The organism is Marinobacter sp. B-21, assembly GCF_056857895.1.
The window spans coordinates 76,624-97,213 of sequence record NZ_JBSXNZ010000065.1 but is presented as its reverse complement, the minus strand read 5'-3'; the positions used below and the strand labels follow the sequence as shown (position 1 = coordinate 97,213).

General features: G+C 59.4%; 19 protein-coding genes. 12 read left to right on the top strand and 7 right to left on the bottom strand.

Features of this window, described 5'->3' with window-relative positions:
• Window positions 1-2: 2 nt before the first annotated feature.
• From rdgB to AC13C0_RS08045, 3 genes are read left to right on the top strand one after another with little or no spacing between them, the layout of a single operon-like run.
• Window positions 3-620, top strand: coding sequence for an RdgB/HAM1 family non-canonical purine NTP pyrophosphatase (rdgB, locus tag AC13C0_RS08055; RefSeq protein ID WP_117619391.1), 618 nt, complete (start codon window positions 3-5; stop codon window positions 618-620).
• A 4-nt stretch (window positions 621-624) separates the two neighbouring features.
• A complete protein-coding gene (gene hemW / locus AC13C0_RS08050; RefSeq protein ID WP_117620427.1) occupies window positions 625-1,827 on the top strand; it encodes a radical SAM family heme chaperone HemW in 1,203 nt (400 codons plus the stop codon).
• A complete protein-coding gene (locus tag AC13C0_RS08045; protein WP_117619390.1) occupies window positions 1,827-2,360 on the top strand; it encodes a hypothetical protein in 534 nt (177 codons plus the stop codon). Before hemW ends, AC13C0_RS08045 begins: the two co-directional genes overlap by 1 nt.
• Before the next feature lie 39 nt (window positions 2,361-2,399).
• Here AC13C0_RS08045 and trmB read toward each other — a convergent pair whose 3' ends face one another.
• From trmB to AC13C0_RS08030, 3 genes are all read right to left on the bottom strand, one after another.
• On the bottom strand, window positions 2,400-3,134 hold the full coding sequence (gene trmB / locus AC13C0_RS08040) for a tRNA (guanosine(46)-N7)-methyltransferase TrmB (RefSeq protein ID WP_117619389.1): 735 nt from the start codon (window positions 3,132-3,134) through the stop codon (window positions 2,400-2,402).
• Window positions 3,135-3,206: 72 nt separating this feature from the next.
• Window positions 3,207-4,739 carry a YifB family Mg chelatase-like AAA ATPase gene (locus AC13C0_RS08035; RefSeq protein WP_117620426.1) on the bottom strand — a complete coding sequence of 511 codons (1,533 nt, stop codon included), beginning with the start codon at window positions 4,737-4,739 and terminating at the stop codon, window positions 3,207-3,209.
• 60 nt (window positions 4,740-4,799) lie between these two features.
• Window positions 4,800-5,054: an accessory factor UbiK family protein gene (locus tag AC13C0_RS08030; protein ID WP_117619388.1), complete on the bottom strand. Its 255-nt coding sequence runs from the start codon at window positions 5,052-5,054 to the stop codon at window positions 4,800-4,802.
• A gap of 381 nt (window positions 5,055-5,435) precedes the next feature.
• Here AC13C0_RS08030 and glnK point away from each other — a divergent pair, with 381 nt between their 5' ends.
• Both glnK and AC13C0_RS08020 read left to right on the top strand, forming a co-directional pair.
• Window positions 5,436-5,774, top strand: a complete 339-nt coding sequence (glnK, locus tag AC13C0_RS08025) for a P-II family nitrogen regulator (RefSeq protein WP_071264623.1) — start codon at window positions 5,436-5,438, stop codon at window positions 5,772-5,774.
• A 74-nt stretch (window positions 5,775-5,848) separates the two neighbouring features.
• Window positions 5,849-7,117: an ammonium transporter gene (locus AC13C0_RS08020; protein WP_117619387.1), complete on the top strand. Its 1,269-nt coding sequence runs from the start codon at window positions 5,849-5,851 to the stop codon at window positions 7,115-7,117.
• Window positions 7,118-7,181: 64 nt separating this feature from the next.
• Here the strand turns inward: AC13C0_RS08020 and speE are convergent, their stop codons facing one another.
• Window positions 7,182-8,063, bottom strand: coding sequence for a polyamine aminopropyltransferase (gene speE / locus AC13C0_RS08015; RefSeq protein WP_117619386.1), 882 nt, complete (start codon window positions 8,061-8,063; stop codon window positions 7,182-7,184).
• Between the two features lie 211 nt (window positions 8,064-8,274).
• Here speE and speA point away from each other — a divergent pair, with 211 nt between their 5' ends.
• The 5 genes from speA to AC13C0_RS07990 all read left to right on the top strand — a co-directional run bounded on the left by speA (window position 8,275) and on the right by AC13C0_RS07990 (window position 14,444).
• Window positions 8,275-10,185 carry a biosynthetic arginine decarboxylase gene (gene speA / locus AC13C0_RS08010; RefSeq protein ID WP_341581261.1) on the top strand — a complete coding sequence of 637 codons (1,911 nt, stop codon included), beginning with the start codon at window positions 8,275-8,277 and terminating at the stop codon, window positions 10,183-10,185.
• Window positions 10,186-10,347: 162 nt separating this feature from the next.
• Entirely contained in the window at window positions 10,348-10,947 is a 600-nt protein-coding gene (locus tag AC13C0_RS08005; RefSeq protein WP_482954245.1) for a sigma-70 family RNA polymerase sigma factor, read from the top strand.
• Window positions 10,944-11,582, top strand: a complete 639-nt coding sequence (locus tag AC13C0_RS08000) for a ChrR family anti-sigma-E factor (RefSeq protein WP_341581260.1) — start codon at window positions 10,944-10,946, stop codon at window positions 11,580-11,582. The genes AC13C0_RS08005 and AC13C0_RS08000 overlap by 4 nt, the downstream gene beginning before the upstream one ends.
• A 156-nt stretch (window positions 11,583-11,738) precedes the next feature.
• Window positions 11,739-12,530 carry a tRNA cyclic N6-threonylcarbamoyladenosine(37) synthase TcdA gene (gene tcdA / locus AC13C0_RS07995; protein WP_205422218.1) on the top strand — a complete coding sequence of 264 codons (792 nt, stop codon included), beginning with the start codon at window positions 11,739-11,741 and terminating at the stop codon, window positions 12,528-12,530.
• Between the two features lie 21 nt (window positions 12,531-12,551).
• Window positions 12,552-14,444, top strand: a complete 1,893-nt coding sequence (locus tag AC13C0_RS07990; RefSeq protein ID WP_482954244.1) for a cation:proton antiporter — start codon at window positions 12,552-12,554, stop codon at window positions 14,442-14,444.
• A 9-nt stretch (window positions 14,445-14,453) separates the two neighbouring features.
• On the opposite strand, the gene AC13C0_RS07985 is transcribed toward AC13C0_RS07990, so the two are convergent.
• From AC13C0_RS07985 to AC13C0_RS07975, 3 genes are all read right to left on the bottom strand, one after another.
• Window positions 14,454-15,437: an NADP-dependent oxidoreductase gene (locus AC13C0_RS07985; RefSeq protein WP_341581258.1), complete on the bottom strand. Its 984-nt coding sequence runs from the start codon at window positions 15,435-15,437 to the stop codon at window positions 14,454-14,456.
• Window positions 15,438-15,644: 207 nt separating this feature from the next.
• Window positions 15,645-16,730 carry an SMP-30/gluconolactonase/LRE family protein gene (locus AC13C0_RS07980; protein WP_117619380.1) on the bottom strand — a complete coding sequence of 362 codons (1,086 nt, stop codon included), beginning with the start codon at window positions 16,728-16,730 and terminating at the stop codon, window positions 15,645-15,647.
• 101 nt (window positions 16,731-16,831) lie between these two features.
• Complete coding sequence (locus AC13C0_RS07975; protein ID WP_341581257.1) at window positions 16,832-17,629, bottom strand: alpha/beta fold hydrolase; 798 nt, start codon at window positions 17,627-17,629, stop codon at window positions 16,832-16,834.
• Window positions 17,630-18,027: 398 nt separating this feature from the next.
• On the opposite strand from AC13C0_RS07975, the gene AC13C0_RS07970 reads away from it, so the two are divergent.
• Together AC13C0_RS07970 and cls are read left to right on the top strand one after the other, a co-directional pair.
• Complete coding sequence (locus AC13C0_RS07970; RefSeq protein WP_117619378.1) at window positions 18,028-19,110, top strand: AraC family transcriptional regulator; 1,083 nt, start codon at window positions 18,028-18,030, stop codon at window positions 19,108-19,110.
• Complete coding sequence (gene cls, locus AC13C0_RS07965; protein WP_117619377.1) at window positions 19,110-20,540, top strand: cardiolipin synthase; 1,431 nt, start codon at window positions 19,110-19,112, stop codon at window positions 20,538-20,540. Before AC13C0_RS07970 ends, cls begins: the two co-directional genes overlap by 1 nt.
• Window positions 20,541-20,590 lie beyond the last annotated feature (50 nt).

Genomic DNA, 20,590 nt, shown 5'->3' with positions numbered 1-20,590 from the left:
TTATGACCGAAAACCTGGTTATCGCCAGTAACAACAAAGGCAAAATTGCCGAACTGGCCGGGATGCTGGCGCCCCTGGGCATGACCCCGGTTGCCCAGGGACAGCTTGGCGTGGATGAGGCCGGGGAACCCGCCGTTACGTTTGTCGAGAATGCGATTCTCAAGGCCCGGCACGCAGCAAGGGCAACCGGACTGCCCGCCCTGGCGGACGATAGCGGATTGGCCGTTGATGCCCTCGGGGGCCAGCCCGGTGTTCGCTCTGCCCGCTTTGCCGGCGAAAACGCCACCGACCAGGACAACATAAACGCGCTGCTCGAAGCCATGGCCGACATCCCGGATGAGCAGCGGGGAGCGCAGTTCCACTGCGTGCTGGTATACCTTCGCCACGCCGATGACCCGACCCCGGTGATTTGCCATGGTCGCTGGCCCGGGTCAATACTCCGGGTACCCAGTGGCGACGGCGGTTTTGGCTATGATCCGGTGTTCCTGGCTCCGGAACAGGGTTGCAGCGCGGCGGAATTGTCCCGCACCGAGAAAAGCCGCATCAGCCATCGGGGCCGGGCCCTGAGAATTCTGGCAGAACAGCTCAGGGCGGAGTCCTTAGCTGGTGCGCAGTCCTGAACCGGTGGATAGCCATGGGCCGGTCGACAGTTACCAACCGGTGGCGGTTTGCCCGCCGCTGAGCCTGTATATCCATGTGCCCTGGTGCGTGCGCAAGTGCCCATACTGCGACTTCAACTCCCACGCCATCCACGCTTCTCACGCCACTTACGCCACTACCACTACAGGAGGCGCCATTCCGGAATCCGCCTACCTTGATGCCCTGGCTGAAGACCTCGACCAGGACCTGGCCTTGGTCTCCGGACGCCCCATAGAAACCATCTTTATCGGCGGTGGCACACCGTCACTGATGAGTGGTGATTTCTATAACCGGCTGCTCGCCCACTTGCGGGCAAGACTCAACATCGCCCCCGATGCGGAAATCACCCTGGAAGCCAATCCGGGAACACTGGAAACCGGCCGCTTCGAGGCCTTTCGGAAAGCCGGTATCAACCGGTTGTCCATCGGGGTTCAGAGTTTCAACTCCAGCCACCTGAAAGCACTGGGGCGAATCCACGACAGCGAAGCCGCCCACTGCGCCATTAGTGCCGCCCGTCAGGCAGGGTTCGACAACGTCAACATAGACCTGATGCACGGATTACCAGGCCAGACGCCGGAGCAGGCACTGGAGGATCTCAGGACCGCTCTCGATTACCAGCCTCCGCATCTGTCCTGGTATCAACTGACCCTGGAGCCGAATACCGAATTCTACAGCCGGCCACCGGATTTGCCGGACGACGATCACCTCTGGGACATCTATCGTCAGGGCGCCCAATTTCTGCAGCAGCAGGGTTTTCGGGATTACGAGGTTTCGGCCTGGAGTCGGGGCGGCAGGGCGTCACGCCACAATCTGAATTACTGGACCTTTGGTGATTACCTGGCGCTTGGTGCCGGAGCCCATGGCAAGATCAGCCTGGCCAATGGCAGCATCCGGCGATACTGGAAAACCCGCCAGCCCGAAGCTTACCTGAACCGGATTGGTAGCCGGACGGCAGGCAGTGACATCATTGCTCCCGAAGACCTGCCCCTGGAATTCCTGATGAACGCCCTGCGGCTCACAGAGGGGGTGAGCGAACGCCTTTTTTGCGAGCGAACGGGTTTACCCCTGTCGTCAGTTGGGGTAAAACTAAAAACAGCACGCGATGAGAAACTGCTGGTTGAAGACCGGCTGCAGGCCACAACCCTGGGCCAGAGATACCTTAACAGCCTGTTGGAGCGTTTTCTGTAATGGACCCTGCACACGGATTGGCAGCCTTTCCAAAAGACCTGAAAGTCAGCCTGGCCGTGGCTGCGGTGTTGCTGTTTGCCCTGTTGCTGATCAATCAGCCGTTGCAGTCCGCTTCCGCCCCCCAGGGTATCGTCAGTTACCAGCTCGCCGGCACGGCGGATCAGGCGCACGCCATCATTCGCAGCTGGCGCAGTGAGGGCGTAGTCTGGGCCAAAGTTTCCTTGTGGCTGGATTTCCTGTTTATTCCCGCCTACACCATCGCCCTCATCCTCCTGACCCATCACTTCACCCGGGACCGCCCCGGAATCCGTGAGCGCATGGTGGCCAGATGGGTCCGGGCACTATTCGTAACGGCCGGCCTCAGTGATGTCGCCGAGAACATCCTGCTGCTGAACAATTTCAGTCCGCCCACCGATGCGATGAGCCTTTCGGCAACCCTCTGCGCCCTGGTCAAATTTACCGCGCTGACCCTGGGTATGGCCGGGCTGGTCATTCTCCGGGCCTCGCGGCGCCATCCGCTGGCGCACCACTGAAGCCCGCCCCCGAACATTCCCGCAGGGGATCACCGACTACTAGTTGGTTCGATAAAACAACAGATCCCATACTCCGTGCCCAAGATTTTCGCCCCGCTTTTCAAACTTGGTAATCGGACGATCTTCCGGTCGTGGTGAATATCCTCCGGATTCCTGGGCGTTGGCAAACCCTTCGGATTCATTCATTACTTCCATCATGTGTTCCGCGTAGTTCTCCCAGTCTGTCGCCAGATGGAGAATACCGCCCACGCGGAGTTTGTGACGAACGCGCTGGACAAACTCATGCTGGATCAGCCGGCGCTTGTGATGCTTTTTCTTGTGCCAGGGATCCGGGAAGAACACCATCACCCGATCCAGACAGGCATCCGGCAGGCACAGATCAATCACGTCATTGGCGTCGATACTGTAGATCCGGACATTTTTCAGGCCGCGATCCTCAATCTCCTTGAGCAGAGCACCCACACCTGGCTGGTGCACCTCGACACCGATGAAGTCCTGCTCCGGGGCAGCTTCCGCCATCTCCGCCAGTGACTTGCCCATGCCAAACCCGATTTCCAGGTTCAGCATGGCATCCCGGCCAAACACCTGGCGCGGATCGATCATTCCGTCTTCCCGGGTGAGACCATATTTCAGCCAGCTGCGCTCAAACGCCTTTTTCTGACCTTCGGTCATGCGGCCCTGGCGCAGGACAAAGCTACGCACACCACGGCGGGTTGTTACCGGTGATTCCGTGGCAGTGTCTTTCGGATCTTGCGGCTCTTTCTGGTTAGTCATCTGCAATCCTTAACCGCGGGCAGCGGGTCTTGTTTAATGGGCTTTGGCTACAGTTTACCAGAGTGACAAGGTTCAGGCGGATACCACCGAATTGCGCCCCTGTTGACGATCCAGTTGCCGGTAGCCGAGCGCTTCAACCAGGTGGCCCTGGTGGAGCTCGTCACAGCCCTCAAGGTCTGCGAGAGTGCGAGCCACCCGCAATATCCGGTGCAATGCCCGGGCCGATAGCCCCAGCTTCTCCATGGCGCCGGAGAGCAACTGCTCACCCTGGCGGTCCAGTTGGCAAGCGGAATGCAGTTCGCGCCCTGCCAGCGCAGCATTCACGCAACCCCGTTCCGATTGTTTCATCCTGGCAGCGATAACCCGTTCCCGGACAGTGGCACTGGTCTCGCCATCGCCGCCCTGTTGCATCAGTACGCCGCCACCCTGAACCGGAACTTCGACATGGAGATCGAACCGGTCCAGCAGAGGCCCGGAGATCTTCGACCGATACCGTATTACCTGCTGCGGTGTGCACTGACACTCAATGGTCGGGTGACCACTGTAACCGCAGGGGCATGGGTTCATTGCACCGACGACTTGAAAGCGAGCCGGAAAATTCACCTGACGCGCGGCCCGACTGATCGTGATGTGCCCCGTTTCCATGGGTTCCCGAAGCACTTCCAGAACCCGACGCTCAAACTCTGGCAATTCATCCAGAAAAAGTACGCCGCGATGGGCGAGGGAGATTTCCCCAGGCCGCGGGCTGCTCCCGCCACCGACCAGGGCCACCGCGGATGCTGTGTGGTGGGGCGCCCGGAACGGCGGTTGGCGCCACCCGCCCTCTCTCATGGCAAGCCCGGCAACCGAGTGAACGCTGGCAACTTCCATGGCCGCATCGTCGGTCAGTGCCGGAAGAATACCCGGCAGACGGCTGGCCAGCATGCTCTTGCCGGTGCCAGGCGGCCCGAAGAATAACAGGTTGTGGCCGCCGGCGGCGGCAACTTCGAGCGCCCTGCGAGGGACCCGTTGGCCGCGGACATCGGACAGGTCCGGTATCTCACTGTTGTTGCCGGGCACCCGTTCCAATGGTGATTTCGGCACCGGAACCAGCCTGGCCCGGCCGCTGAGGTGTTCACACACGGTCAACAGGTGGCCGGCCGCCAGCACGTCACCCTGGCTGGCCAGGGCCGCCTCGCCGGCATTGCCATGGGGAACCAGCAAGGCTCGCTGGTCCTGCCGGGCAGCAAGCACAGCCGGAAGCACGCCCTTGAGAGGCCTCAGCGCACCATCGAGGGACAGCTCCCCGAGAAACTCGCAATCGGCGAGACTCTCCGCCGGAATCTGGCCCGAGGCCGCCAGAATCCCAAGGGCAATGGGCAGGTCAAACCGGCCGCCTTCCTTGGGCAGATCAGCGGGGGCAAGGTTGATCGTAATGCGGCGGGCGGGGAAGTCGAACCCCGCATTCAGAAGGGCGCTGCGAACCCGCTCCTTACTCTCGCGAACGCCGGTTTCAGGGAGGCCGACAATCGAGAGTGCGGGCAATCCCCCGGAGAGGTGGACTTCAACCGTAACGGGGGGAGCAGACACGCCGATTATGGCGCGGGAATGAACGATAGCTAGCATGACAACCTTCCATGGTGACCGGAAAACCATGCCCGGCGTCCTGCCGGGCTAATCCGGAGTTTATTGTTCCTGCAGGGATTTTTCCAGCTCGGCGACCCGTTTTTCGAGCGCCTCCACCTTTTCACGAGTCTTCAGCAGCACCGCCTGTTGGGCATCAAACTCTTCCCGGGTTACCAGCTCCAGACGGGAAAGGACCGACATCACTGTTGCCCGGGCCTGGGTTTCAAAATCCTCCCGGGCGGCGCGGGCCATATCGGGAACGAACTGACCAAACTGACCCTGTAACTGGGCGAAAATATCCTGGGGACCCTTCACATATCACCTCACTGATTCCAGAAATGTCCGGCTTCGACTAAAAGAGAGGGGCTCTCACCGGTTTGCGGGAGTGTATCACACCGCAGCCCCTGCCATACTGTGCCCGGTCGGCCTTATAATAATGGACGAACGGCCAGTGAGTCCGCTCCAATTTGACTCATCGGCTGGCTACCCGCTCCATTTTGGTGCAGATCTTTGCGCCATTCTGGTACGCGCATATTGTAGATTATTGTTTTAAATGTATTTTTTTGCGTTGGCATACCCGATGCTAAAGCCCTCGTACGCAATCCGCACAATTGGTGTGCGAGGTGGCAGCATCCCGACCTCAACAACTGGCCGACGGGCCCTCACTGTTGGGACGGCTTTACCAAGGAGAAAGCAATGAAACTTGTGACAGCGATCATCAAGCCTTTCAAACTGGATGATGTCCGTGAGGCACTATCCGAGATTGGCGTGCAAGGCGTAACCGTCACTGAAGTCAAAGGCTTCGGTCGGCAGAAAGGCCACACTGAACTTTACCGTGGCGCGGAATACGTGGTGGATTTCCTGCCCAAGGTCAAAGTGGAAGTTGCCATTGGCGACAATCTGCTGGACCAGGTCATCGAATCCATTACCAAGGCAGCCAACACCGGCAAGATCGGTGACGGCAAGATCTTCGTGACCGAACTGCAACAGGCCATCCGGATCCGGACCGGCGAAACCGGCGAAGAAGCGGTCTGAACCAGCTCTGATTTTTTCGATCAGCCAACGCAAAAAAATTTATAACCTGAAAAGCCTCGTGCGGAGGGCTTCATATGGAAAGCAATCTTTTTCACCTGCAGTATGCTATAGACACCTTTTATTTCCTGGTGTGCGGTGCATTAGTGATGTGGATGGCAGCGGGCTTCGCCATGCTGGAATCCGGCCTGGTGCGTGCCAAGAACACCACGGAAATCCTGACCAAGAACGTGGCTCTGTTTGCCATTGCCTGCATCATGTACCTGGTTAGTGGTTACGCCATCATGTACGGCGGTAACATTTTCCTTTCCGGAATCGCAGACGTTGACACTGCGGCTGTTCTGGGTGACTTCGCCAGCCGGGACGGCGGCTTCGAGGGTGGCTCCATCTACTCCGGCGCGTCTGACTTCTTCTTCCAGGTTGTGTTTGTCGCAACAGCCATGTCCATCGTCTCCGGTGCTGTGGCCGAACGCATGAAACTCTGGGCCTTCCTGGTCTTTGCAGTGTTCATGACCGGCTTTATCTACCCGATGGAAGGCGCCTGGACCTGGGGCGGCGCGTCTGTCTTCGGCATGTATACCCTGGGCGATCTCGGTTTCAGCGATTTCGCCGGCTCCGGCATCGTTCACATGGCGGGTGCAGCAGCCGCATTGGCTGGTGTAATCCTTCTCGGTGCCCGTAAAGGCAAATACGGCCCGAACGGTGAAATCCGCGCCTTCCCGGGTGCCAACCTGCCGATGGCGACCCTCGGTACCTTCATCCTGTGGATGGGCTGGTTCGGCTTCAACGGCGGTTCGGTTCTCAAGCTGGGCGATATCGCCAGCGCCAACTCCGTGGCCATGGTGTTCCTGAATACCAATACCGCCGCTGCCGGCGGTGCAATTGCTGCCCTGATCACCGCCCGCCTGATGTTTGGCAAGGCTGATCTGACCATGCTGCTGAACGGCGCGCTGGCTGGCCTGGTAGTGATCACGGCTGAGCCATCCACTCCGAGCGCCCTGACTGCGACCCTCTTCGGTGCCTTCGGCGGTATCCTGGTGGTCCTGAGCATCGTGACCATGGACAAGCTGCGCATCGACGATCCGGTGGGCGCCATCTCGGTTCACGGTACCTGTGGCTTGCTGGGTCTGCTTCTGGTGCCAGTCACCAACGGTGATGTCAGCTTCAGCGGCCAGATCATCGGCGCCATCACCATATTCGTCTGGGTATTCGTCGCCAGCCTGATTGTCTGGGGCATCCTCAAGGCTGTCATGGGTATTCGGGTGAGCGAAGAGGACGAGTACGAAGGCGTGGATCTGTCCGAGTGTGGCATGGAAGCCTATCCGGAGTTTGTCAGCAGCAAGTAACAATCTCTGGCAACGCAAAACCAAAGAGGGGTGCCATCTGGCACCCCTCTTTGGTTTTGCCGGCTTAACCCTCCTCTGGCCTGACCTCATCCTCCAGCGCATCCACCATGAACTGGGGCATCGCCAACGCACCATGGTGCACTCCGGCATTGTAGTAGCGGGTCACGAACGGCCGGTTGTTGGCGTCTTCCTCACGGAAATATTTTACCGGGTTCTCCTTGCTGGCCATGGTGCAACTCCACCAGCCCGTGGGATAGACCGGTTGCGGGAATGGCAGGGTCTGCACGTGTTCGAACCCGGCCTTGCGCATGTCATTGTGAATGTCCTTGATGATGCTATGGGTGTGCAGCAGCGGTGATTCACTCTGCTGGACAATAATGCCGCCCTCGCGCAATGCCAGCATGGCGTCTCGGTAGAAATCCAGGGCAAACAGGCCTTCCGCCGGGCCGACCGGATCCGTGCTGTCGATAATGATGAGGTCTACACTGCCCGGCGCCATGTCGCGGATCCACTGGATGCCGTCACCGAAGAAAAAATTGGCGCGCGGATCACCGTTGGCTTCGCACAATTCCGGGAAGTACTTTTCCGACATACGGGTGACCCGCTCATCAATTTCCACCTGCCAGGCTTCTTCCACACCCGGGTGTTTGAGCACTTCCTTAAGAGTGCCGCAGTCGCCGCCACCGATAATCACCACCTTTTTCGGGTCCCGGTGGGTAAACAGGGCCGGGTGGGTCATCATCTCGTGGTACAGGAAATTATCGCGGGTGGTCAGCATCACGCAGCCATCCAGAACCATCAGGTTGCCGAAGGTCTCGGTCTCGTATATTTCCAGCTTCTGGAACGGGGTCTGCTCCTCGTGGAGCTTCTTTTTCACCTGCAGGGAGAACGCCGTTCCCTGGTCCTGGAATACCTCGGTAAACCAGCCATCATTCAGTGCTGTCATGTTTTGCCTCCCGCTGTGGGCCATGGGCTGTGTTAAAAGGGCGTATTGTAGGGGTGCCCCACCGTGAGCTAAAGCGATAATCGTGGCTACCGGCCACATATTTTCCACACCCGGTTCTTTTAGCCGGGGGTGGGAATCCATACAATGGCGGCCATAGGCCGGCCCCTGACCGAACAACCGCCGGCTCCGGTTTCCTGACAGGATAGCAAGCATGAGCGAAGCCAGCGCCACCCCGGCTCACAAGGTTTACAACATTGCCCACTGGAGTGATGGCTACATCGGCGTCAACGCCGAGGGCCAGGTAATGATCCGGCCGGACCGGGGCCACACCCCGGCTCAGATCAATCTGCCACAGCTGACCCGTACACTGACCGAATCCGGGCTCCAGCTTCCGGTTCTCATCCGCTTTGTCGATATCCTGCACGACCGGGTCAATAAACTGTGCAATGCCTTCAACAAGGTCGCGGATGAGCAGGCGTACCGGGGCTGCTACACAGCGGTTTACCCCATCAAGGTGAACCAGCAGCGCCGGGTGGTTGAAGAACTGCTGGCTGCGGAGCCCGCCGCCTCGAAGGGACAGATCGGCCTTGAAGCAGGCAGCAAGCCCGAGCTGATGGCGGTACTGGCGATGTCCCGGCAACCGGGCTCGGTGATCGTCTGCAACGGTTACAAGGACCGGGAATACATTCGCCTGGCCCTGATTGGCCAGACCCTGGGCCATCGGGTATTTATTGTGGTGGAGAAACAGTCCGAGCTGCCGCTGATTCTGGAGGAAGCCACTAACCTGGGCGTTGCACCGCTGATTGGCGTTCGGGCCCGGTTGGCGACCATTGGCAAGGGCAACTGGCAGAATACCGGCGGTGAAAAATCCAAGTTTGGTCTGTCCGCCAGCCAGGTACTGGATGTGGCAAACACCCTGCGCGAGGCCGATGCACTGGATACCCTGCAACTGCTGCATTTCCATCTCGGCTCCCAGATTGCCAATATCCGGGACATCCAGACCGGCCTCAGGGAATGCGCCCGGTTTTACAGTGAGCTACGCCAGATGGGCGCCCCGATCGGTACGGTCGATATCGGCGGTGGTCTGGGCGTCGATTATGAGGGTACCCGCTCCCGCAGCAGCTGTTCCATGAACTACAGCGTTTATGAATACGCCTACAACGTGGTGCATGTCCTGCAGGCGGAGTGTGACCGCCACGGCATTCCCCACCCGGATCTGGTCAGCGAATCCGGGCGCGCCCTGACCGCCCACCACTCGGTGCTGGTGACCAACGTGATTGATCGCGAAGCGCCGGAAAATCGCGCGCCGAAGCGGCCGGAACCTGAGGCACCGGCCCCGCTGCACGATCTCTGGCGCGACCTGGAGAGTCTGGAAGATACCGGCTCCCCGCGCTCACTGGCGGAGATCTACCACGATGTGCTGCATGCCATGGCTGATGTTCATGGCCAGTTTGCCCACGGCCTGCTTTCACTGCAGGAGCGGGCGGAGGCTGAAACGCTGTATACCCGCTGCTGCCGCCTGCTGCGAAACCAGCTGGACAGCAGCAACCGGGCCCACCGGGAAATCATCGACGAGCTCAACGAAAAACTGGCGGAAAAGCTGTTCGTGAATTTCTCCCTGTTCCAGTCACTGCCGGATGTCTGGGGCATTGACCAGATTTTCCCGGTCATGCCGGTCAACGGCCTGAATCGCCCCCTGAATCGCCGCGCCGTGATCCAGGACATCACCTGTGATTCCGATGGCCGCATCGACCGGTACGTGGATGGCCAGGGCACTGAAACCACCCTGCCTTTACCGGAAGACCAGCCCGGAGAACCACTACTCATGGGTTTTTTCATGACCGGGGCCTACCAGGAAATTCTGGGGGACATGCACAATCTGTTCGGCGACACCCATTCCGTGGATGTCCGCCTGACACCGGAGGGCGGGTACGAGATCGGCGCGCCCATCACCGGAGATACCGTGGCCAAGGTCCTTCGTTACGTAAACTTTGAACCGGACGCCCTGTTGGAAGCGTATCGGCGAAAGTTCATGGCATCCGGGCTGACACCGGAAACCCAGTCGGCACTGCTGGCCGAGCTCTCCGCCGGGCTGGAGGGCTACACCTATCTGGAAGAATAGTTAAAACGGCTGGCCGTCTTCAGGTCTCGGTCGGTGGTTTTGCGGATTCACAGATCCACAGGACAAAACGGCCCGTAAACACTCAGACTGACAAACCCGGGATGAGTGCATAGAATGATGACCAGAACAAGCTCAAATCATGCGACTGTCAAGGAGCGTCCGGTGACTACACTGGATCAGAAGCCAACCAGTTCCGAGGGGCGTAAAGACCCCTGGAGCCAGATGCTGCAGAAAGTGGGCAAGGACCAGGATCGTGAGGCCTATCATGCGCTCTTCCAGCATTTCGGTCCGCAGATCAAGTACTACGCCATGGCCAATGGTCTGGCAAGCCACGCGGAAGAACTGGTTCAGGAAGTGTTTGTGTCTATCTGGAGGCGCTCCTGCCTCTATGACTGGCGCAAAGCGGCTGCGTCCACATGGATCTTCACTATTGCCCGGAACCAGCGCATTGATATGTTGAGAAAGATGCAACGCACCAGTGCCGAGATGCCGGTTGAAACCGAAGATCTCTGGCAAATCCTTGGCGAAAACGAGAATGAGCCAGTCACCTCGCTGCACCGTTTGATGTCGGAGCGGCGGATTCGCGAATCCCTGAGTCATCTTCCGGAAGAACAGACTACGGTGATTGCCAAGGTTTACATGGAAAACAAGTCTCACCAGATGGTGGCCGATGAGTTGAACATTCCCCTTGGCACCGTGAAAAGCCGGGTGCGCCTGGCACTGAACAAACTGAAAGTGATTTTGCAGGATCAGAACGTATGACACGGCATCATCCCGACAGCCTGAGCCTGATGGAGTACAGCGCAGGCAACCTGAGCGAGCCCCATGCCCTTTGCATCCGACTCCACCTGGATAAGTGCTCGCATTGCCGCAGCCATGTGGACACCCTGGACAGTCTTGGCGCTGTGATGATGGAGCAACAGCCGAAGGTGACCGTCTCGGAAAGCATGTTCGACAGCCTACTTGCCAGGATCGACAGCGCACCCGCTGACCAACCGGCAATGCCACCGGCCCCAAGGATCGGCGCCCTTCAGAAGCTGTTTGGCGAAGACCTCAACAGCCTGCCCTGGAAGCGGCAACTGGGCGATGTCAGCGTGCTGGATATTACCGATCGGTTCCCTGGCCAGAAAGACCAGGTGGTGCTGCAGAAGCTGGCGGCTGGCGGCAAGGCTCCGGCCCACACCCACCGGGGTGAGGAAACGACCATCGTTCTGCAAGGCGCCTTTGCCGATCAGAAAGGGGTGTTCAACCAGTGGGACTTCGTGGTACTGACCGATCAGGATGAGCACAAGCCAGTCGCGGTTGGCTGTGAAGACTGCATTACCTTGTCTGTGCTGAGCGCGCCAGTCAAGCTTACGGGCACTTTTACCCGGATGCTCAATCCGTTCATCCGCTGAACCAGTCCTGCCCGGCTCCCGGTCGGACCGGGTAGTTATTGCAAGCCACGCTTCGCGTGGCTTTTTTATGGTCGCTTTTTTGTCTGCGCCACCACTGGGTTACAATTGCGTTCTTTGATTCCGTCCGGCTTCCAGCAGGACCAGCACGGGGACACCATGAACGCCGACGATTACGCTTTCCGCTTTGGCGGCATTGAACGATTGCACGGGCGCCGCGCCCTGGAGGCCTTTCGCCACGCCCACATTGCCGTGATCGGACTCGGCGGCGTCGGCTCCTGGGCCGCCGAGGCCCTGGCCCGCAGTGGCATTGGCACCATTACCCTGATCGACATGGACGATGTCTGTGTCTCCAACACCAACCGCCAGCTCCATGCCCTGGAGGGCCAGTACGGGCGCACCAAAACCGATGCCATGGCTGATCGGCTGCGGGCGATCAATCCTCAAGCAGACATCCGTGTGCACTTCGGTTTCCTGACCACCAAAAACGTCGGTGAGCTGATCATGGCCGACATGACCGGCGTGGTCGATGCCATCGACAGCGTCAAGGCCAAGGCGGCCCTGATTGCCCACTGCCAGCGCCGGAAAATCCCGCTGATCTGCGCCGGCGGTGCCGGCGGACAGATCGACCCGACGCAGATTCAGGTAGCCGATCTGAGCAAAACCACTCAGGATCCGTTGTTGGCCAAGGTGCGCAACCTGCTGCGCCGGGAATACGGCTTTTCCCGTAACCCGAAACGGCGCTTTGGCATTGAGGCCGTATACTCCCTCGAGCAGCTGACGTATCCTGCCGGAGACGGGGAAGTCTGCCTGCATAAGCCCGCCACTGATGGCCCGGTCCGGCTCGACTGCGCCTCCGGTTTTGGCGCCGCCAGCCCGGTGACTGCCAGCTTCGGATTCTTTGCAGCGTCCCGGCTGCTGAACCGCATTGCTCGACGCGCCAACCAATAACTCAACGGACCTGAAACCAGTATGCCTGTCAGCACTGTCCTGCTTCTTGCCAGCATTGGCGTTCTCTCACTGTTCTGCCAGTGGCTCGCGTGGCGTGTCCGCATGCCGGCCATTGTTTTCCTTCTGGCGGGCGGCATCGCTGCGGGGCCGGTACTGGGGTTCCTGGTACCCGAGGCCGTGTTCGGCGATCTGCTGTTTCCGGTTATTTCACTGGCCGTCGCCATTATTCTGTTTGAAGGCAGCCTGACCCTGCGCTTTGCGGAAATACGCGGCCACGGCAAGATGGTCCGCAACCTGATTCCGGTGGGCTCCATTGTCACTTGCATCATCGGCACGCTGGCAGCACGCTGGGTACTCGATGTTTCCTGGGCCGTAGCGCTGCTTTTTGGCGCCATTTCAATTGTCACCGGTCCCACCGTGATCGCCCCCTTACTACGATCCGTGCGGCCGGATTCAAAGCTGGCCAACATCCTGCGCTGGGAAGGCATCATTATTGACCCCGTCGGCGCCCTGCTCGCGGTTCTGGTGTTCGAGGGTATTGTTTCCTGGGGCCAGGGCAATGTGTTCGGACACTCCCTGTACATTTTCGGCAAGACCCTGGCGGTGGGCTTCCTGATTGGCGCCGTAGCCGGCCACCTCAATGGCATGGTACTGCGCAAGCACTGGATCCCCCAATACCTTCATAATGCCGGCACCCTGACCTTCATGCTCGGCGTGTATGCCATTTCCAACGAACTGGCCCACGAGTCCGGTCTGCTGACGGTGACCGTAATGGGCATCTGGATGGCCAATATGAAGCAGGTGCCAATTGACAGTATCCTCGAATTCAAGGAATCCCTCAGTGTTCTGCTGATCTCGGCATTGTTCATCATTCTGGCGGCACGGGTGGAGTTTTCCGCCATCGCCGAGCTCGGCTGGGGCCTGGTGGTAGTGCTGGCGCTACTGATGCTGGTCGCCCGCCCCCTGAGCATCTTCCTTTCGGCCATCGGCACCAACCTGAACTGGCGGGAGAAGCTTTTCCTCAGCTGGATTGCCCCCCGGGGCATTGTTGCTGCGGCGGTTTCTGCCCTGTTTGCCTTCCAGCTTCAGAAGCTCGGCTATGAGAGCGCCGGCGCTCTGGTGCCGCTGATATTCATACTGATTATTGCCACTGTCACCCTGCAAAGCATGACAGCAAGGCCGGTGGCTCGACTGCTGAAGGTCGCTGAGCCGGCAGAATACGGCTTCCTGATTCTCGGAGCCAATCCGGTGGCCCGGATGATAGCAAAGGCTCTGAAAAAATATGAGGTACCGGTGACCCTGGCAGACACCAACTGGGAAAACGTTCGCCAGGCACGCATGGAAAACCTTCAGGCTTACTTCGGCAACCCGGTTTCAGAACACGCCTCCACACACCTGGACCTGACTGGAATTGGCAAGCTTCTGGTGATTTCCCCCTACAAGCACATGAACTCCCTGGCCATCTACCACTTCCTTGACTGGTTTGGAAACAAATGTGTATACAGCCTTGCCGAGGGTGATCAGGACCAGAAGGCCCGGCACCAGACCGCCGAAAAGATCCAGATGACACGGGGACTCTTTGACGGCGTCAGCTACGCTAAACTGGCCAGCCTGGTGAGCCAGGGCTACACCATAAAGACCACCCAGCTGAGCGAATCGTTCGGCTACGAGGATTTCCTGAAGAAGTACCAGAACCAGGCCCTGGTACTGTTCACCTTCGACAGCAAGGAACACGTCGCCCCGGTTTGCAGTATGGAAGACCTGAAACCGGATGACGACTGGATCCTGATCAGCCTGGTGCCCCCGCAGCCAAGAAAAGAACGCAAGGAGAAAGATGGCGGGGAAGAAACCGGCAAGGAGCCTTCCGCCAGTAAAGAGCCTTCAGCCAGTAAAGAGCCTTCAACGGACGGCTGAGGAAGCGCCTCAGCGGCAGTCCAGCACCAACTTACCACGCACGTGCCCACCTTCCAGAAGCTCGTGGGCCTGCGCGACCTCTTCCAGCGGGAAAGCCTTGTCAATGTGCACCTTCACGTCGCCATCTTCGATCAGTTCGGCAATCTCGTCCAGGTGAAAAACATCCGGGCGGACGGTCATGCCGTGGGCACGTAAGCCCAGCTCTTCAGCTGCGCTGATGATCTCATCGGCGGTGACAGTCGGAATTGTCACCAGAACACCATGTTCGCCGAGGGTGTGCAGTGAACGCTTGCCGGTGTCGCCACCAACCAGATCCAGTACCACATCCAGGCCATAGCATTCCTCAGCAATATCCGTGGTGCGGTAATCGATCACTTCATGGACCCCAAGTTCCGCCAGAAAGTCCCGGTTGCCGGCAGAGGCCGTGGCAATCACATGAGCCCCCCGTTCCAGCGCAAACTGCACCGCAAAATGCCCAACACCACCGGCGCCCGCGTGGATCAGGATTTTCTGGCCCGAGTCCAGCTTGGCGACCTCAAACAGGGCCCGCCAGGCAGTCAGCGCCGCCAGTGGCAAAGCGCCGGCAGACACCAGATCCAGCTCCTCCGGTACGATAGCCAGTTCATCCGCCGCCGCCAACGCGTATTCCGAGTAGCCGCCACCTCCGGCGGGAAAGCCGACCATACCCATCACCCGGTCGCCCGGGGCCAGCGTAGTGACAGCATCGCCAACAGCCACTACCTCGCCAGCGACATCGTATCCCGGTGTCCAGGGCAGGGAATTTTCGATCTGCCGGGCCGCAAAGCCCAGGCCCTTACGGGTTTTCCAATCGATGGGATTAAGGCCCGCACCATGCACCCTGACCAGCACCTGCCCCGCCGCGGGCGCCGGCACGTCGGATTGAGCCACCTGCAGCACATCGCGTGCACCAAAGCGATCGTAGACCACATGGCGCATCTTGGATTCAGTATTCTGATCAGCAGTCGTTTCCATGAGGATCTCCGGACAACAGGTTAAACGGGGTTGGCTTTGCTTCAGACTAGCAGAAGTTAAGCACAAAAGGGCTCAGGAAACCTACAGCCCCTTGCCGCCTGCAACAACAGCAGGTCTGAGAATCCCGGCAAACTCTTTTGGTGCCCCGCACGGTGATCTCGATGGTGAACGGATCCGGCAGGTCCCAGGCAATGTCTTGGTAAGGCATTATTGGTTATCTCCGAGGCCCGGAATGGCCTGAAACGCCAGCCGGCCAATGCGATCGTTGTGAAGTGACCCGAGGTACAGGTAATCATCCTGGGGGTTCACTGATGTGATCTCCTGAAGATGCGTGCCCCGGGTGTCGTGGAGGCTGGTAATGACCTGCCCTTTTCGGTCAAAGGCTATCACCAGACCATACTCCTGGGGCGCCGGCTTCAGACTGTCCGGCAGCTTGGCCACCAGATCCTTGAGCCAGGGGTGCCGATGCATGGTGTCCACCTGGGGATTGCGCAGGGTCGGAAACGCGACCCAGTAGCGGCCCTCATCATCCACCGCCAGATTGTCGGGGAAGCCCGGCAGATTGTCGGCAAACACTTCCGCCTGTCCCGCCCTGGGGCCGCGGATCCAGTAACGCAGGATCCGGTATTTCCAGGTTTCATTAACCAGCACGGAATCGCCGTCGGGAGATACCGCGACACCATTGGCAAAGTGCAGGTTACCCAGCAGAACCTCGGCCTTGCCGGTCTTCCGGGAGTAACGAAGCAGACGGCCGTGGGGCCGCATTTCAAGCAGATCCAGCCGGTAGTCCGGCTGTTCAAAGCGGGAACTGGCATCGGTGAAGTAGATACGTCCGTCATCGGCAATATCGACATCGTCCGTGAACCGGAACGGTGTGCCTTCCGCTTCCCGGGCCAGCACCGTAATCTCACCATCGGGGCTAATGGATAGCAGGCCTTTCCAGGCATCCGCCACGATCAGATTGCCCTGGTGGTCAAACACCATGCCCAGAGGCCGGCCACCGGTGGACAGCCAGTTTTCCACCCGGCCATCCGGGAACACCCGCACGATATACCCATCCTGGGTTCCTGTGTAAAGCACGCCATCCGGGCCAATGGTGGTGTCTTCCGGGCCGTAAACCTGGCCCCGGGCCAACAGATCGGCAAGCCGCAAACGCTCGTTCGGTGCCAACAGCCCGGTCAGGGGCGGCGGAGCGGGAGGGTCCCAGGCCTTGCTGTCAACGGGTGAGGGCGTCAGCAGGAAACTGCCAAGCAGCAGGAAAACAACCAGCAACCCCACCATCAGCCATTTCATACACTCTGCCCGCCTGTTGTTATGTACATTCCGTATATCAGCGATTGCCTAACCTTAGCAGACAGGCCGGTGAGCATGAAAATGCCGGTCTTCGAAGCCGCTCAGCTATCGGCGCTGAGGAAACGGACGCACAACGCCGCGAAGGTATCGGCTTTTTCGGCGTGCAGCCAGTGACCGGTGTCCTGAATAATCCGCAACTGAGCCTGGGGGAACAGGCGTTGGATATCGTCCCGGTGCTTTTCCTGGATGTAGGCGGAATCCGCACCCTTGAGAAACAGCACCGGGCCGGTGAACGGCCCCTCGCCCTCCGGTGCCCTGGCGAGGTTCTCGTAGCAGGCGTCAATGACAGGAAGGTTCAGGCGCCAGCGAAACATCGCCCCCCCCTCTTCCTGCTGTTCCCGGGGGATACGCTCAAGGTTTTTCAACAGGAATTGCCGGACGCCCGGGATGTCAACAAACCCGGCCATCAGCTTGTCTGCGTCCTGACGGGATCGCACACCGTTCAGGTCGATGCCATTCAGGCCCTCCAGGATGGCGTCGTGGTGGGGCTTGTAGCTGATTGGCGCAATATCGGCCACGATCAGTTTATCCACCCGTTCCGGCGCCTGAAGGGCAACCTGCATCGCTACCTTGCCGCCCATGGAGTGGCCCAGAAGGCTGGCCTTTGCGATCCCCTGAGCGTCCATATAGGCAATCACGTCCTCAGCCATCGTCGGATAATCCATGGCTTCAGTGTGAGGAGAGCCACCATGATTGCGCTCGTCCAGTGCGTGGACCTGCCACTGATCCTCAAGGCGCCGGGCGATACCACCAAGGTTTTCCAGGGATCCGAACAAGCCGTGTAACAGGATCAGGGGCGGGCCTTCGCCGGTAATGCGGTGATTCAGCGCAACACTCATGGGCAGTCAGTCTCCGGATAGGTCTGCATTCTCAAAACGAATACATTACCACTGCCAGTCTCGCGAGCAAGTGCCGGTATTGGCGGTCATTTTCTGAAGTCGAAAAAAAGCCGGGCAAAGCCCGACATCAAGGTCATAGACAATACGCCTGAAAGATCAGCAGTAAAAGATGCTGTTCAGGTACTCGGCGAGCTCAATCACGTTTTTGCGCTCAACCTCGGTATGGGGTACGAAGATCTGCTGTTCCATAATACACCTCCTGATTGTCTTTCCATTGCTTCAACCTGTCAGGTTAATGCTATCGTTAAGCACAGGAGTAACCGTTGACAGGCGGTTGCAGACACTTGACATTTTGTATCAGCAATCATGACGGGTTGTTAACTATCAGGCCGGACAATGTGACATCAGCTCAGCCAGACACCGCTAGCGCACCGCTGGTTGCGGCGTCCAGCACCCTCGCACTGGTGCACTACCTTGAGCGCCAGGGCGTGCTGAACCCGTCCCGTGTTGAGCAGCTCACCGGTCTGGCCATGTCGGAACTCAGGGATCCGGACCGGCGGGTACCGGCCGATGCTCATTACCGCCTGTGGGAACATGCCGAACAGGTAACAGGCGACCCGGGCGTCGGGCTACATGCCGGCCAGATGGTGGATCCGGAACGGATGGGGCTGGTGGGGCATGTGTTTTTCAATTGCGACACCCTGGGAGAAGCGGTTACCCAATACGTGCGCCTGCACCGGCTGATCAATGAGTCGGTATTGCTGAGCTTTGAGCAGGCCGGAGACCAGGCCATCCTGTGCTGGCAACCGGACATGGCCGAGCATTATTGCCGGCAGGATATGGACCGGACACTGGCCGCCGCCATCACCCGGACCCGGCACTTCATCCATCCGGGCATTCGTGCCGACTGGGCGGAAATCGCCCACCTTGCCCCCGCTTACGCCGATGAGTACGAGAAGCTTCTGGGCGGCCCGGTCCGGTTTGACTGTGGCATAACCCGGCTGGCCTTCAGCAGCCGACATCTGGGGCACCCGATTCCGCGCCGAAATCCTTATGTCTATTCGGCCGTGCTGAAACAGGTCAACTCACTCCTGGCCAGGCTGCAGACCCGCCGCTCATTCGGCCGCAGGATTCGCCGTTTGATTTCAAGGCAGATGGCAACCGAAAAAATCGACGCCGATACCCTGGCCCGGCAGTGCCACATGAGCCGCCAGACCCTGTACCGTAAACTGAAAAAGGAAGGACTCAGTTTCCATGGCCTGGTGGAGCAGGTTCGCCAGGACAAGGCCCTGCGCTATGTTGCCGCCGACCACTACGCCCTCGGCGAAATTGCCTTTTTACTCGGATTCTCCGAACTCAGTGCTTTCAGTCGGGCATTCAAACGCTGGACCGGCACGTCCCCGGCGGAGTACCGCGCCAGGCATCTCGCACCGCCAGGAACAGCCGACCAGGCGCCGGCTGACGCTAGTGGAGAACGATGATGGGAGAGTTGCCGCTGGTTGCCATCGCGTTAGGCGCCATCTATCTTGGCGCACTGGTGTGCATCTACCGCATACTTCTGACCTATCGCACCACCCAGGGCGCCATCGCCTGGATCATTGGGCTTCTCGGCCTGCCCTATGTCGCCGTACCCATGTTCGTGCTGTTCGGGCGATACCGGTTCGGCGGCTACGTCAAGGCCCGCCGGCTGGGCGACGAATCCCTGACTGATCTGCTCAACCGGTTTGAACAACAGACCACGTCCATCCCGACACCCACCAGTGACCGGTCCACCGAAGAGCTTCAGGTATTGTGCAGGCTGGGTCGCCAGCCGTTTACCAACGGCAACCGGTGCACACTGTTACGGGACGGAGAAGCCACCTTCGAGGCTCTGTTTGAAGCCATGGAGGACGCCACGCGCTATATCCTCCTTGAGTTCTATATTGTCCGCTCGGACCGGGTCGGGCGACGGATCAAGTCCATCCTTGAGCGCAAACTGGCCCAGGGTGTGGAAGTCTGGTTCCTGTACGACGATATCGGCAGCGTCTGGCTGCCGCGCACCTATCTGAACCAGCTCGCCACAGCGGGCGCCCGGGTGGCCTCGTTCGGCAACGGCAATATTCGCAGGCGGCGTTTCCAGATCAATTTCCGGAACCACCGGAAGCTGCTGGTGTGTGACGGCAGGATCGGCTTTGTCGGCGGCATTAACCTCGGGGATGAGTATCTGGGCACTGTCATGGATCAGGAACCCTGGCGCGACACCCACTGCCGCATCGAGGGTCCGGCGGTTACCGGCCTTCAACTGGCCTGGCTGGAAGACTGGAACTGGGCCAGTAGCGATTTTCCTGATCTGGACTGGACCCCGGTGGAGAACCAGGCCGGCGACGACGAGGTGCTGATGCTGCCAACCGGGCCTGCGGATACCTGGGAAACCTGCACTCTGTTTTTCCTCAACTGCATCAATAATGCCCGCACCCGGCTCTGGATTGCCTCGCCCTATTTTGTCCCGGATTTCCAGATAATGAACGCCCTTCAGCTGGCGGCACTGCGGGGCGTGGATGTACGAATCCTTATTCCGGAAAAATCCGACAGCCGCCTGATCGGTTTAGCGGCCTACTCCTACCTGGTCCAGGCCTGCAAGACCGGCATAGGCATCTACCGGTACCAGCCGGGCTTCATGCACCAGAAAGTGATTCTGGTGGATAACCGCTACGCGGCGGTCGGAACCGCTAACATGGACAACCGTTCCATGCGCCTCAACTTCGAAATTACCGCCATTACCACAGCATGCCATTTTGTCCGAAGCGTCGAGTCCATGCTGGAGGAGGATCTGGACAGCTCACGCCTGATGACCGAAGGCGACTACCAGGATCGCTCCCTCCTGTTCCGCCTGGGCTGTCGGGCGGTCCGGCTGCTGGCGCCCCTGCTCTGACCTTCTGCGGCTACTGGCTCCGGCATGCACGAATGTGCGACTATGCCAGC